The sequence below is a fragment of the Galbibacter sp. BG1 genome (genome assembly GCF_013391805.1).
Lineage (GTDB): Bacteria > Bacteroidota > Bacteroidia > Flavobacteriales > Flavobacteriaceae > Galbibacter.
Genome location: NZ_CP058364.1, coordinates 3,093,286 through 3,108,333 on the forward strand (window position 1 = coordinate 3,093,286; position 15,048 = coordinate 3,108,333).

The following is a 15,048-nucleotide window of genomic DNA, read 5'->3' on the forward strand; positions in this document are numbered from 1 at the left end:
AAATTTGCGGATGAAACCGAAGGATCTTTTACCGACGGAAATAAATATTATGAACGTTCCATTACGTTGTTCAGATGTTTTTCTGTTTTAAATTTTTCAAAAAGAACTGTTGCTAAAACAGATGATAACCAGGTGATCCTTCCGCAGTGTTCTACATGCCAAACCGCTTTGTTTTCAATAATGTTACCGGCCAATAATGGCCCTACAATATGAAGGTTTTCCGTAGCTTCCAAAGAATCGTTGACCTGTAAGCCAATATGCGATTCATTCGGGGTACAAAGTCCTTTGTCAATAAGGTTTTTTAGCAATACAGGAATTTCTTTATCGTTAAAAGTTTTACTGCCGATACAGTTGATAACAATATGGTAGGGAATATCAGCGGTTTTTAATGTTCCAGAGGAAGTATCGAAATATTTAAGGTAATGGGAATTAGTTTTAGCTCCCTTTTCGATGCTGTGATATCTGCCTGCAATATGGTTAAATCTATTTTTTTCCAACAGTTTGTTGATGGTTTGGGTATAATGCTCACCAGCACATCGCTGTCTTCTGCCAATTTCATTACCGTATTTGCAAGCAAATATTTTAAGCTCTTCTTTACTTAATTTGGCCAATAAAACACCAAAAGCACTGGAGATGATGCCAACGGTTGAAGCGGCGCCTAGCGAGATAGCTCCGGCAGCATCCAAATCTTTATAAGTGGCGGCTGCAATTTCTTTAGCGGTGAGATTGTCTTTATTTTCTAATTGTTTCAGATGAACCGGAATAAACTGTGCCTGTTTTTGAGTGTCCACAACTGCATCGGGTAGAATACCGTGGGTAGATAGAAAGGTAAAGTGGTCGAGTTCCACCACAGTTTCTACATCGTCGTTAAGCTTGTAGAGCAATTCCAAGGCACTCGCGTTGGCGCCAATGATCAATACATTGTTTGGTTGCTTTTTTCTGTTACTACTGAAGTTTTTTATGAGATTTAGATTCTCCTGAAGACTTGGGGTGTAGTTATCATTGATTACCAAAAGGTCATTCTTTTGATAAACGGACTGTTCCATGTAAATAGTTTTGGTAGGTAACGACCCTACGGCCAGAACCACCTTTTTAGAATGTAAAGTTTTATTTTTGGTGAAAACGGTAAACAACTGCTTGCTTTTTTCAACATCTAACACCTCTTCCGTAAGAAAGGTTAAATCAATTCTGTTTGCAGATTGTAAGCGTGAAATGAGTTTTTCTATTTTTTCCGTTAGGTACCTTCCGAAGAAACTTCGTGGAACAAAGAGGTCTTCCCATTCGTTGTTTTCAATTTGTTTGGCGTGTTTTTTAATCCAATTTAGGGAAAGGTGTCCGCCATCATCCAAAAGCTCATCAATAAGCCATTCCTTATTGTTTTGGAGCCACTCTATAAACAAGCTTCTTTCAGGTTCGGGCAAGAAATTTTTGAGGGAAGTAATTAGCAAAACCGAATTTCCAGAGCGCGAACCGTAAGGGATCCCCGTGAAAAATTCAGCATACTTATTTACAATACAGATTTTAAGAGGGGTTTCCATAGAAGATTTTTCTATGTGTTCCAGTAGATAGAGTAGGGTAAAGGTAGAAGAGATTCCAGAACCTATAAATGTGAGGTCTACCGTATCAAGCTTAGTTTGCATATTCATTATTTACTTCTTTATATTTAATTACCCTTCCTGGGTTTCCTACCACGGTGGCATAATCTGGCACATCTTTAATAATTACTGTTCCTGCACCCAGCAAACAGTCTTCTCCAATGGTTTTAATCCCTGTCATGGCCGTTACTCCCATCCCTACATAAGCTTTACTTTTAACATGTATACAAGCGCCAATATTAACCCCAGAAGATAGAAATACACCATCCTCCAATGTTACGTGGTGCGCTATGGTACTGTCCATATTTACCATAATATAACTGCCAATGGAAGTATGTGGCATAACAATATTACCAACCAACATGTAAACGGCTTCCCCCAAGGAGACGTCTGGGGCTATATGTACCGTTTTATGAATAAAACTGGGGATGGAATAGCCTTCTTTTTTTAAAGTGGAAAGATATTTAACCCGAATGTGGTTGTTGCCAATTGGGCAATACACGTTTTGTATTTTCTCTTTAAAGGAAGTTGAAAATAAGTCTTGGTAATTGCCCAATACAGGAATGCCTATTACCTCTTGATGCAGAAGTTGTGGATCGTCGTCTATAAAACCAACGATATTTACCCCAGCTTCCTTTAAATAAGAAGCGTAAACCTGTCCTTGAGTGCCGGCACCTATAATAATTGAATTTTCTTTCATATTTAATTGTTTCCTTGAAAAGCTGCCATATTTAAAGTAGCACTACTGTTAACTCCATCTTTGGCAAGGACTTTCTGTACTGTTTTAAGCAAAATTAGAACGTCCGTTTTAAGACTTAAGTTTTGAACATACCATACGTCCAATTCAAATTTATGTTCCCATGAGATTGCATTTCTGCCATTTACCTGCGCCCAACCCGTAATTCCAGGTTTTACTGCATGCCTTTGTTGTTGAAAATCGTTGTAAAGCGGGAGGTATTTTACAAGCAACGGCCGGGGCCCTACAATACTCATATCTCCCTTTAAAACATTGAACAGTTGTGGGATTTCATCCAAAGAATACTTTCTAATGAATGCTCCAAAAGGTGTAATTCTTTCTTGATACGGTAATAATTGTCCGTTTTCGTCTTTTTCGTCCGTCATGGACTTAAATTTTATAAGTCGGAATATTTTTTCGTTTTTACCAGGGCGATCCTGAAAGAAAAACGGTTTCCCTTTATTTATAAAAATGAGGGTAATACCAACTATTAAAAGTAGGGGTGAAAGAATGATTATGCCACCAAATGCCATTAAAACATCCAGTAACCGTTTTATAAAAAACTGATACATTGGTTTTTTGTTTTAGAATGGTTACTCGATAATCGAGATTTATAACCTGACTGCCGTCAGGTAAATTGATCTAAGGCTTGCCGCGTTACTAAAGTAGTTTTCCTACAAATGCCTCACGGGCCTGTCCTTAGACTTCTTACTAAAAATATGTACTGTGGCTATTAATCTAGTTAAAATTAGTTGAATCGGTTTCCAGTAAAAAAAATGTTCTTTAAAAAGCAATAAACGTCGCTGAAATTATATTTTTTAACAAGGACTTATATTTCATGTTTTTATTGAGTGTATTAATCTGTATTTCAGCGACATATAATGTTTTTCATCGGAAAGCGTGTATTTTAAAGAAAATCCATGTTCTTGGTGGATTTATCCAATCATCGGAAGCAGTTATCATTAATTTTATAGACAAATATATTCCCCAAATTTTTCTTGGCTTTACACTAAGTAATTTTTATACGACTTCAACAATTGCCTGCCTCACTGGCATGCACCGAGGTTAATTACTTGCTTGTGGTACAAACCTAACAACCAAAGAAAAATGAAACTTCAGTATTTATTAATTCTATCCGTATTTAGTTTTTGGGGTGTACATGCCCAAAATTTGCATACGCATGCCAATGCAGCATCCATAAGCAACGAAGCCAATGCAACCACTGGTTGGGGTGGGGGTGCGGTTTTATCTTCCACAGCTACCGACGTACAAAATGGTTCGTTTTCTATTTTAATTGCTTCTTCTGGGGTAGCATCTGGGAGAACAGCAGAATATACTTTTAATGTGGTAAATGGCACCACCTACAATATTACCATTTGGGCAAAACGAGGAGATCAAAGTTTTTTACCGGCATTTGCCAATTGGTCTGGGTTTGCGGGCTTTTCTACCACAAATATCGGAACAAATAACTGGACCGCCTATAATTTTACCTTAACAGCCAATGCCAATACCGCCACTATTAGAATTTATACGAGTCCGAGTTACAGAGGAAGTATCTCTGGGGATTCTGTACTCATTGATGGAATTGTAATTTCTACCAACGATACGGCAGCGCCATCGGCAGTAACGGATTTAGCAGCTACAGGAACCACAGCAACCGCTACAAACTTGAATTGGACAGCCGCTACCGATAATGTAGGAGTGACTGATTATGAGGTTTTTCAGGATGGAGGGAGCATAGGGTTAAGCGGCGGCACCACGACTTTCGTAGTAAACGGATTAGCATCAGAAACCAACTATGCCTTTACGGTAGTAGCCCGAGATGCGGCGGGGAATACTTCCGCAGTGAGCAATACGGCGAATGTCATCACTTTATCGGGTATCGATACGGAAGCGCCATCGACAGTAACGGATTTAGCGGCCTCGGGAACTACCCCAACCGCCACCAACTTAAATTGGACAGCCGCTACCGATAATGTTGGGGTGACCGATTATGAGGTTTTCCAGGATGGAGTGAGCATAGGATTAAGCGGCGGCACCAACACTTTTGCTGTAAACGGCTTGACTGCAGCTACGAATTACGCTTTTACGGTGGTTGCCCAAGATGCGGCTGGTAATACTTCCGTAGTGAGCAATACGGCGGATGTCACCACGCTATCGGGAGCAGATACCGAAGCACCAACAGCAGTAACGGATTTAGCAGCTACCGGAACCACAGCAACCGCCACAAACTTAAATTGGACAGCCGCTACCGATAATGTAGGGGTGACCGATTATGAGGTTTTCCAGGATGGCGCTAGTATAGGACTGTCAGGTGGAAATACCACTTTTGCAGTAAACGGCTTGACTGCAGCTACGAATTACGCTTTTACGGTAGTAGCCCAAGATACGGCTGGTAATACTTCCGCAGTAAGCAATACGGCGAATGTAACCACTTTATCGGGTGCCGATACGGCAGCTCCCTCGGCCGTAACGGATTTAGCAGCTACCGGAACCACAGCAACCGCTACAAACTTAAATTGGACAGCCGCTACCGATAATGTAGGGGTGACCGATTATGAGGTTTTCCAGGATGGGGTAAGCATAGGATTAAGTGGCGGTACCACCACTTTTGCTGTAAACGGATTGACATCTGAAACAACCTATGCCTTTACTGTAGTAGTCCAAGATGCGGCGGGTAACACTTCCGCAGTGAGCAATGCGGCGAATGTAACCACTTTATCGGGAGGTACTGGCGGAATTACAGATTATACCAGTGAAAATGCTAATCTTAATACGGTAGATTGGCAAGCAAACAATTTTTTTGCAGATGGAAATGTGGGAATCGGCACGAACACAACCCTAGGATACCGTTTGGCCGTAGCAGGGAATATTGTTGCAGAGGAAGTACGTGTAGCGCTTCAAGGGAATTGGCCGGATTATGTTTTTGAAAATTCCTATAACCTTCCATCCTTAGAAGAAGTGGAAAATCATATTAAAAAAAATAAACATCTTATTGATATACCCAGGGCGAATAGCGTTGAAAAGGATGGTATTTTGTTGGGAAACATGGACGCCATGCTTTTAAGAAAGATTGAAGAACTAACCCTGTATACCATTCAGCAGGAAAAGAAAATTAAGAAACTCGAGGAAGAAAATTGTAAGATTAAAGAATTACAACGGCGATTGGAGATCTTGGAATTAAAATCAAACAAATAGGTCATGAAGAGCTTCTATCCTTTTATATATCTTTTGCTATTTACAATGCTTTCCCAATGGGCCATGGCGCAGAGCATCCGTAAGAATTATCAGGAAATGACCGATTATGAAAAAACAGAGTTGGTCAATGCCTTTTATTCCATACGTAGCACTACTGCTGGAGGGACAGACCGCATTACCGATATGGCCAATTTCCATATGGATTACTTTAATTTCGACAACATTAATATTAATCGGTTGGATATCCATTTCAATTTACCCGATGAGCCCGAAAAGGAAATATTTCTGGCTTGGCACCGTCGTTTTATATTTGAAATGGAGCAGGTAATGCAGGATATCAATCCGAAATTAACCTTACCGTATTGGGACTCAACCACCGATCAGTCCGTAAATTCTGAACTATGGGATGAAGATTTTATGGGAAGTTTTAACACGAATTGGAATCTTAATCGCAATTTAAGCAGTTTCGGCACCTTGCCAACCGCTCAAGAAATAGTAAACATGTCTGCGGAAACCGATTTTTTTGAGTTTTCAGATTTTTTTGAAAGACAACGCCCACATGCAGGCGCCCACCGTTGGGTCTTTGGCCCGATGATAACATCTGCTTCGCCACGGGATCCCGTATTTTATTTGCACCATACTTTTGTAGATAAGGTTTGGCATGATTGGGAGGAAACACACCATAATTCGGTCTATATACGTACCAATATGTTACGGTACGATGGTACTTATACATTTAATGGGGTAACCTTACCAGTAGTAAACCCAAATGATATTATAGATAGCCGCGCTTTAGGCGTTTTTTATGCTGAAAATGGATTAGCTGTTTTAGATAACTATATAGTAAGCAATACATATAATCCGGAAGAGTTGTTTTATTACAGGTATACTATTGAAGCAGGCACCAATTTTATTGCTGCGGAGAATACTACGAGTCATTTACAATCCGTATCCGAAGTTATTTTAAAACCCGGATTTTTAGCAGAAAGTGGAGCGAACTTTAGGGCCTCTATAGATACAGAAACCACTTCTTTACTGGCCAAGAACTCATTGCGTAAAGTGGCACGGGAAAAAAATCCGTTTGATGAGGTAGATCTGGAACAGGTTTGGATGTGGAGCGAAGGAGATATAGATCCCGACGATCCTACCGTGGTAATGCAGACTTTTCCAAACCCTTTCGATTCTCAAATCACCATTAAACTAAGCAAGAAAAAAGATTGTGTTATAGAAATCTACAATTTGGTTGGTGCATTGATTAAGCAAGAGTTTTTTGAATTTACCGACACTATTGTTATTAATGATTTATATGGCTTGGCATCTGGGACTTATGTGGTAAAAGTGGTAGATGCCAATGGCAAGACATTGGTTGCTAAAAAGGTAATTAAAATCTAAACCATGTTTTTAAAGTTTGTAATCTTCGTTTTATTGATTGTTTTTTTAGCTTCAGACCAGGATAGAATAACGTTTAAGGTCGTAAACAAGTCAAAACATACGCTTTCTCAAATTCGATTGTTTGCCATGAACCTCGAAGAAACGCTTGCACCGACTGAAGAAACAAAGTATTATCAAGTAAATGCCAGTTTTTCTTCCCAGGAAGCCGTATTAATGTTGTTTTCTGAAGGGGTGAATTATGGGATCTATGTTCCCGTTCCGCAGGAAAATGGATATATATCTTACATCGTAGACAGTATCGATGTTAAGAATCGAAATATAATGGTAACGTTTCAAGCAGATTGATAAACCTTTAATGATGTTCCATTTTTATACTTTCTGGATCGCGGTATAGGCAGCAGGGCGGAAGGGCATTATAAACTTCGTCGGGTGCTTTGAAACTTTCGGTATCGTGACCAGCATTGGCAATTGCTTTCTTTACCTCTTCCAAGCTACATTTTCTTTCATCCAAAATTAGTGTAAGTTGGTGCGACGGAATATCCCATGAGGCATATTTTACACCTTTGGTTTGCACTGCTGCTTTTTCGATTCGGGCTTCGCACATGGCACAATTTCCACTTACTACAATAGTTTCTTTTTTATTTTTTTCTTGTGCCGTTAAGGAAATGCTTATTAAGAGCAGCAAAAGGATTAAATTGGTTTTCATTTGTTATGGTTTTAAAATTTTAAATCGTAAGCCTATATAATATATCCCAGACAATACAGGTGCGTACACCAGGGTGCTGTCGAAATAAGGTCCAAAAGGATCGTCACTTGCTAAGATAGGGTTTGGTTGCGTATAATTATTTATGTTTTCACCACCCCCGTAAATTTCAAACGAATTATTAAAAGCATAGGTTACCTGGGCATTTATAACACTGTAAGCGGGCGAATTGTTTGGCACTTGGTAAATTTCTGGGTTTTGGGAAGTATTTGGGAGCCGTTGGGAACCTTGCCAATGTAGGGTGGCATCAAAACGCCATTGTTTTCCCGTCGGTTGTTTAACCGTTTCGTAATTTAAATTCACAAAAAACCGATGTTCGGGCTGTAAGGGTTTTTGTAGCCGTCCGCTTTTGTAATCAGTTTCTACCTTATAATTTTTATAAGTTGCCCTCAGACTCAAATTCTGAATTAATTCATACATCAAATCCATTTGAAAACTATTTGCAAAACTCCTACCGTTGAGGTTGTAAAAGGAGATTTCCCTTGGGTTTTCCCAATCTACCACTACTTGATCTGTAAATTGTGTTTGGTAAAAATCGGCCGCAAGAACGAGGTTTCTATTCCACAAATAAAGTTTTTGGGAAAAACTAAGACCATAATTCCAAGCTTTCTCAGGGGAGAGTCCGTATGTTGGGCCGTTATCATTTTCTATATTTATTTGCCTCGAACTGGAGAAAAGCTGTTGGTTTTCAGCAAAAATATTGGCACTTCTTTTTCCTCTTCCAACCGATGCCCTAATGTTAGCCTTATCCCAAAGAGCGTAGCGCAAATGTAAACGGGGCGTAATAAAGGTGTGCAACCTATTGTGGTTGTCTATTCTTATACCAGCAACGAGGCTCAGTTTTTCAAGGTTGTTATAGGTATATTCGAAAAATGCTCCAACCGAATTGTCTTTACGGTCGTAGTTAAGCGAATTTACGTTTTCCTGAAAAGCATCGTAGGTAAAACTTATCCCGGTTTTATATTTATGTTGCGTGCTCCCGATAATACTGTTGAATATAGCGTTGCTGTAAAAAGATTGTTGTTGAATGTCGTATACGTTAAAACCGTAATACGAATTTTGATCGTGATTGGTATAGAAGACCTGTAAACCCAAACTTTGGAAGGGCAGGTCTGGGAAAACATATCCTGCTTTGGAAGATATGTCCAACCGATTTGTATGGACTTCACTTCCCCAAGCATTTTCTGTAAACTTATCTTTATTGGGTTCAAAATTTATTTCCCCAGTTTGTTTATCGTCGTTTAAAAAGTGAAGGTTAAAAAAACCAACCCAACCTTTTTCTACATCGTTATATTGCCACCGGTTCATAAGGTTTATCTGTTGGGCTAGGGGAGTATCCAGAAAATTATCACCATTTTCGTCTACTTTCGCGGTTCTGGCATTAGCATGGAGGTAAATTCCCGTTGCCCATTTTTCAGAAATCTCCATGGAATGGCGGGCATTTAATTCAAAACGGGCATAGTTGTTCGCATAGAAATTTGAAAACCATTCTTTATCTTCAAAAGGCTTTACCAATTCAGAATTTATTTGTCCCGAAATACTTTCAAATCCGTTTAAAACACTTCCCGTTCCTTTTGTAATTTGTATACTTTCAATCCACGATCCGGGTATAAAGGAAAGGCCATAAATTTGGGAGGCTCCCCTAATGGAAGGCATGTTTTCCTGTGTAAAAAGCAGATACGGACTGTTGAGGCCCAACATTTGAATTTGTTTGGCACCGGTTATGGCATCCGATATGTTTACATCTACGGCTGGATTGGTTTCAAAACTTTCAGAAAGATTGCAACAAGCTGCCTTAAGCATTTCGCGACTGTCTACGGTAACCACATTTTGAACTTCGAAAAGGGAGCGTTGTAGCGGATTTACTCTTTCTTCTAAAATAACTTCATCCAACGTAATTTCTGGAAAAAGTACAATTTTCCCCAAATCTGGACGGTTTACAAAAATGGTATCGCTACGAAAACCTTCATAGGCGATTACAATTTGTTTGGAAGTTTTACTGTACGGAATACTGAAATCGCCATCACTATCACTAATAGTATTTGGGGTGTCGTTAAGCCAAAAAATAGATGCACCACTTAAGGGGGAAAGGGTTTGCTGTTGATTGTAAGCAGTTACATTTCCTTTAATTTTTAATTGAGAAAAACACTTATTCAGCAAAAATAAGTTACAACATAGAACAGCTATTAAAAACTTTAAAGTTCTATGATCCATTGTACTCAACATCTTAATAGTAACACGATTAATTAATAAAATTGAAATTTTTACGGTTTTTCGTAATGATTTTCAAAGTATTGTTTAAGCTGTATTTCATAGAAAATCTTTACCATTTATAGAAAATTAGAAATTCTGGCTCTATTTTAAATTACTTTTAGATGAAGTTCTTCTTAACAAGGATGTGCAGCATATTTGCTGGTTTGATGAAGCCCCCAACATCATATATTTTGTGCAATGCAAACGTAAAGAGAAGCTGCTAAACTATTTATTTTATGGATTTTTAAAATGGGATTATCTAATACCTTACGCGAACGGTCTTTTTGGGCTTTAGACTTTTTAAAGGGAGCAAAAATTAAAAAAAATTACAGGGATGTACGCTTCATTCTTGAGAATTTTAGCGATCCAAAATCTGTAATTAAAAGAAAGGAGCGCTTAGATACCATTTTAAACCATGCGCGTACAACAGTTCCTTATTACCAGAACCTGCAAACGCTGGACAAACTGTCTGACTTTCCTGTGGTAAATAAAAATATGATCCGGGATAATTTTGAAGCATTTAAATCCAACCTTCATCTCGACGATAAACTTTATTCCCGCTATACCAGCGGTTCTACGGGAACTCCTTTTCGTATTTATCACGATGTGGACAAAACTATAAGGAATACCGCCGATACCTTGTATTTTGCAAAAAAAGCTGGATTTAAAGTTGGACAAAAATTGATCTATATTCGGCATTGGGATCAATATAACAGGAAAAGTAACTTGGCAACTTTTGCTGAAAATATACTTATGCATCCCGTTTCTAATTTAAGGGATAAGGATATTGAAGGATTGCTTAGGAAGATACAGTCAGATAAAAGTCCCAAAGCCATATTGAGTTATGCATCGGCACTTACCACCATTTGCAATTATTTAGATCGAAAAAATTTCCAGCCTCTTGAGGTTAACATGAAATCCATTATCGCCATGTCGGAATATTTAAGTCCGACTATCAAACAAAAACTTAAATATTATTTTGGGGTGGAGGGACTTTCCCGTTATTCCAACGTAGAAAATGGAATTATTGCACAGCAGTTTCCTGGAAGTGCCGTTTTTCATATCAACTGGGCCAGTTATTTGGTAGAAGTGCTGAAGGAAAATTCCAATGACCCTGCAGAAAATGGGGAGCCTGGTAGAATTGTAATTACAGATTTCTTTAATTCCAGTATGCCATTAATTAGGTACGATACCGGCGATATTGGTTATATGGAAACAGATGATACATTTAATGGTGCACCCTATTTAAAACGTATTGAGGGCAGGAAAATGGATATGATCTATAATACCGATGGGGAACTTATAACATCTTATATTACCTATCATTTATTAAAATACCCGAAAATTAAACAGTTTCAATTCATTCAGGAAGGTGCTACCACCTATACGCTTAAATTAAATGTTTATGATGATTTTGATTATGAAGAAAAAATTATCGAAGAGTTTAAAACCCACCTTGGTAAAACTGCCAAAATGAACATAACTTACGTAAAAGATATTCCGCTACTTCTTTCCGGAAAAAGGAAATTGGTTATCAATAAAATGATACCTCAAAAGGCAAAACAATCTTCGCCCTCCGAGTAACTCAGTCTCATTTGTAATTTTTACCTTTCAGAAGAATACCGAAACTACTCACATTCAATATTTTGTGAAATTGATTGTGTGAATTTTTTTGGTATATATTGAAAAAAAACCACTATTTTAATACACTGAAAAACAGTTGATTATAAATTTAGATGTCGCCAAAATGTTAAAGTTTCACTTTAAAAGTCTAAACTAGCTTAAGGAAGCGTATACATTATGGGTATTTTATCGATTAATTATGTAGTTGAACTGGTTTTTCTTTAGATGCCCAAAATCTATATTTTAAACTTAAAAGACTTATTGATGAAAAAGCAAAATTGGTTGATGCTGTTATTTGTTTTAATGATGATTTTTGTTTCCTGCGATGATGATAAAGCATTAGATGCTTTGTTGAGCGGTGACGACGGAACCACGGAAACTATAGACCCAGAAGAACCAGATCCAGACGATCCTTACAATGTAATAACGGACGCGGTAGACATTCCTTGCGATTACGATTTTACGACTACTGAAGTCAAAGCTTCTTTAAATATTGCCTGCGATTACGACTTGCAAGGCAAAACCATAAATTTTCCTGAAGGAGTAAAATTGAATTTCAATGGGGGGAAAATAGTTAATGGAAAATTAAACTTTTCAAATGAAGGGGTAATAGATGGGCAATTACTAAACATTAACCTTCAAGTAGAAGGGGGAGTGGCCATAGAACATCCACATTTTATTTTTGAACCTTCCCGTTGGGATATGGTACAAGGGGAAACCTCTGATGAAAACGCCTTTATTAACAAAGAAAATTTAAACCTTTCTTTAGAAGTTACCCATAACCTCGGTGCCGAAGTTTTTGAAATAGATCAGTTAGATGCTTATTTTTTCGGTAAACGTTATACCAAACACCCACCTATTAGTTACGAGCATAACGGGATCAAGATTCCGTCTAACACTCATTTTTTAATGAGCGATAACACCTTTTTGAGGGTACAACCTACCAACAATCCATTTACACGATTGTTAATGACGTTTAAAGCTAAAGACGTCATTATAGAAGGAGGTAACCTTGTTGGAGATAGGTATACTCACGATTACGCCAATGTGGTAGACGAAGAGGGGGTTTCCAGAAACGAACACGGGTATGGAGCTCTGGTTATGATTTTAGGTTCGCACAATGTTACGGTAGACAACGTAAATGCTTACGAAGATCAAGGAGATGGTATTGCGGTGCAAGGTTCTTCTATTCGTAATAGGGATGGTTCCCTTAAAGAAGGTGCTATGCAATCTGAAAACGTGGTTATAAAAAACAGTTTTATCGATAAATGTAGACGAAATAATTTTTCCATTACCGATGGTGAAGGGATTGTTATTGAAGGGTGTACAATCTCCAATGCAGGCGGAGAGCACGATAGTGGGGAAAGATACGAAGGGACCGCTCCAGAAATAGGTATCGACTTAGAAGCCTACAGGGAGCGTAAAGAAGATGGTAGCCTTTATGCTTATGAAAGAGTGGCCGAAGTTACCATAAGAAACAATACTTTTAAAGGAAACTATGTTGCCGACGTACTCGTATTTACCGCTGATTTTGTTACGATAGAGAATAATGAAATGGACAACAGGGTAGGTGTAAACGCCGGTCATGATGTAAAAATTTTAAACAATAACCTTACGGCAAAAGCAGATATAAAAACAAATGTAGCTATTGGTTTTGATAATTATACTGTTGCCGGGGAAGAGTTGACATATAATATAGAGGCGAGTGGGAATACAATTTCTGGTTACGATACTTCTATGAGAATTGGGACAAGCAATGTAAAAGTAGCAGATAACAATTTTAATGATTTTAAAGAAGCTATCTATATTTCAGATATTGAAGATGCCGAAATATCAAACAATACATTTAAGAGTGACCGGGATGTTAGTTACGCGTACTTCTCCAGGGGCAATGTAGTTGCCAAAAATGTAATGGTAAAAGGGGAACAAATAGAAGTAACCCACCGTCCGTTGTATTTAACCAATCTTAATGATGAGTTGAATAACGCCACAGACCGTATCGTTTTTGATGATTGCTATTTTGCATCAAGTCGCGAATTGTACTTGTATGAATGTAAAAATATTACCATTAAAAACAGTAGTTTAAATACAAGGATCGAACAAGTGAATTCAGAAAATATTGTTCTACAAAACAACGAAACCCGTTAGTAGATTCTTAAATTATAAACAATGTCTTTTTCTATTTAGTCAAATATCGGCTATTTAGAAAAAGACTCTTTAATATAGTTATAAAAGCTGCACCAATATCTCATCCACAATTTCTTTCGGAGTATCTGCAATATCTACCACAATGGCATGACTAGGCGGCTGAAGGGTGTCAAATTGCGATTTTAATAAGGAGATAGGCATAAAATGGGATTCCCTTCCAGATAAACGTGTTTCTATGAGTTGAAAATCACCCATGAGATATACGAACTCTATATTTTTTTCAATGTCCTTTCTAAGAATTTTACGATAAGAACTTTTTAAGGCAGAACAAGCGATAATACAACTTTTTCCTTCTTCTACTTGCTGCTTGCAATACGAGTTAATTGTTTTCAGCCATCCCAATCTATCATTGTCATCTAAAGGCTCACCGGCTGCCATTTTTTGTATGTTTTCCGGTGGATGAAAATTATCTCCATCCCTAAACTGAATATTGGTTCTTTCAGAAAGAAGTTTACCGATAGTTGTTTTACCAGACCCGGAAACTCCCATAATAATTATGGCCTTGGACTTTTTTAACATACGAGACGCTTTGACCTAAAGTTAAGTTTATTTTTCAATTTTACAATCACATTACAACAAACAAAAAAAGCGGCATTTAATAGCCGCTTTCTCTAAGACTGTCTACTTAAATTTTATTCTTGCTTATATACTCTTTTGGTCGCAGAACCATCGTCGTTGGTTATTACCACAATAAAATTCTCATTGGCATCAAAATAACCAACACCTTTACCGTCTTTGGTTTCAACCATATATTTGTTGTTTTCAGATTGGTAACTGGTGGCATTTAAATTTTGATTTTCAGAATTTATGGTAAAACCTTTATCAAATGGAATGAATTCACATCTATTATCTTCGCACATAAAAGTTGTCTTTCTATCTATAACAACTTCTGTATCACCTTCCATTATAGTTTCTTGTTTAGTCACTTTTGTTGGAGAAGAGGCTCTGTCTTGGTTCAGGGCATTTTTATCCTGTTCGCTTAAATTAACTTCCTGTTCTTTGGTTACCGTAACTTTTTCCTTAAGCTCTTGCTCCCCTTTACTCGTTTTCACTTTTGTTGTTGTGGTAACTGTTTCTTCGAGTACTTCCTTATTTTGAGCAAACCCGATGGTAGTACCCAAAGCTATTGCTGTTATTAAAATCAGATTTTTCATGTCTATTTTGTTTTTGATTATATATGTTAATATACGCTATATCAGAAAGCTAAGATGTTAATGAGCTACTAAGGAGTAATAATAATATGTTAAGATATCATGTTTTTGAACGATTTATGACAGTTT

General features: G+C 37.7%; 12 protein-coding genes. 5 read left to right on the forward strand and 7 right to left on the reverse strand.

The window, feature by feature from the left end; all coding sequences use genetic code 11:
* Nucleotides 1-47: 47 nt before the first annotated feature.
* Genes HX109_RS13385 through HX109_RS13395 form a run of 3 tightly spaced genes read right to left on the reverse strand, consistent with a single transcriptional unit; the run spans nucleotide 48 to nucleotide 2,903 of the window.
* Complete coding sequence (locus HX109_RS13385) at nucleotides 48-1,640, reverse strand: FAD/NAD(P)-binding protein (protein WP_178952806.1); 1,593 nt, start codon at nucleotides 1,638-1,640, stop codon at nucleotides 48-50.
* Nucleotides 1,630-2,295, reverse strand: coding sequence for a NeuD/PglB/VioB family sugar acetyltransferase (locus HX109_RS13390; protein ID WP_178952818.1), 666 nt, complete (start codon nucleotides 2,293-2,295; stop codon nucleotides 1,630-1,632). The genes HX109_RS13385 and HX109_RS13390 overlap by 11 nt, the downstream gene beginning before the upstream one ends.
* 2 nt (nucleotides 2,296-2,297) lie before the next feature.
* Nucleotides 2,298-2,903: a sugar transferase gene (locus HX109_RS13395; protein WP_178952820.1), complete on the reverse strand. Its 606-nt coding sequence runs from the start codon at nucleotides 2,901-2,903 to the stop codon at nucleotides 2,298-2,300.
* A gap of 535 nt (nucleotides 2,904-3,438) precedes the next feature.
* Between HX109_RS13395 and HX109_RS13400 the strand changes: the two genes are divergently transcribed.
* The 3 genes from HX109_RS13400 to HX109_RS13410 are packed head-to-tail and all read left to right on the forward strand — an operon-like array spanning nucleotide 3,439 to nucleotide 7,266.
* On the forward strand, nucleotides 3,439-5,529 hold the full coding sequence (locus tag HX109_RS13400) for a fibronectin type III domain-containing protein (RefSeq protein ID WP_178952821.1): 2,091 nt from the start codon (nucleotides 3,439-3,441) through the stop codon (nucleotides 5,527-5,529).
* A gap of 3 nt (nucleotides 5,530-5,532) precedes the next feature.
* Nucleotides 5,533-6,921: a tyrosinase family protein gene (locus tag HX109_RS13405; RefSeq protein ID WP_178952823.1), complete on the forward strand. Its 1,389-nt coding sequence runs from the start codon at nucleotides 5,533-5,535 to the stop codon at nucleotides 6,919-6,921.
* 3 nt (nucleotides 6,922-6,924) lie between these two features.
* Nucleotides 6,925-7,266: a hypothetical protein gene (locus tag HX109_RS13410; protein ID WP_178952825.1), complete on the forward strand. Its 342-nt coding sequence runs from the start codon at nucleotides 6,925-6,927 to the stop codon at nucleotides 7,264-7,266.
* A gap of 7 nt (nucleotides 7,267-7,273) precedes the next feature.
* On the opposite strand, the gene HX109_RS13415 is transcribed toward HX109_RS13410, so the two are convergent.
* Both HX109_RS13415 and HX109_RS13420 read right to left on the reverse strand, forming a co-directional pair.
* Entirely contained in the window at nucleotides 7,274-7,627 is a 354-nt protein-coding gene (locus HX109_RS13415; RefSeq protein ID WP_178952827.1) for a heavy-metal-associated domain-containing protein, read from the reverse strand.
* A 3-nt stretch (nucleotides 7,628-7,630) separates the two neighbouring features.
* Entirely contained in the window at nucleotides 7,631-9,898 is a 2,268-nt protein-coding gene (locus tag HX109_RS13420) for a TonB-dependent receptor domain-containing protein (protein WP_178952829.1), read from the reverse strand.
* 288 nt (nucleotides 9,899-10,186) lie between these two features.
* Between HX109_RS13420 and HX109_RS13425 the strand changes: the two genes are divergently transcribed.
* On the forward strand, nucleotides 10,187-11,521 hold the full coding sequence (locus HX109_RS13425) for a phenylacetate--CoA ligase family protein (RefSeq protein WP_178952831.1): 1,335 nt from the start codon (nucleotides 10,187-10,189) through the stop codon (nucleotides 11,519-11,521).
* A 303-nt stretch (nucleotides 11,522-11,824) separates the two neighbouring features.
* Complete coding sequence (locus tag HX109_RS13430; protein ID WP_178952833.1) at nucleotides 11,825-13,708, forward strand: right-handed parallel beta-helix repeat-containing protein; 1,884 nt, start codon at nucleotides 11,825-11,827, stop codon at nucleotides 13,706-13,708.
* A gap of 78 nt (nucleotides 13,709-13,786) precedes the next feature.
* Here HX109_RS13430 and HX109_RS13435 read toward each other — a convergent pair whose 3' ends face one another.
* Together HX109_RS13435 and HX109_RS13440 are read right to left on the reverse strand one after the other, a co-directional pair.
* Nucleotides 13,787-14,287: a gluconokinase gene (locus tag HX109_RS13435; protein ID WP_178952835.1), complete on the reverse strand. Its 501-nt coding sequence runs from the start codon at nucleotides 14,285-14,287 to the stop codon at nucleotides 13,787-13,789.
* A 113-nt stretch (nucleotides 14,288-14,400) separates the two neighbouring features.
* Nucleotides 14,401-14,922, reverse strand: coding sequence for a hypothetical protein (locus HX109_RS13440; RefSeq protein ID WP_178952837.1), 522 nt, complete (start codon nucleotides 14,920-14,922; stop codon nucleotides 14,401-14,403).
* Nucleotides 14,923-15,048 lie beyond the last annotated feature (126 nt).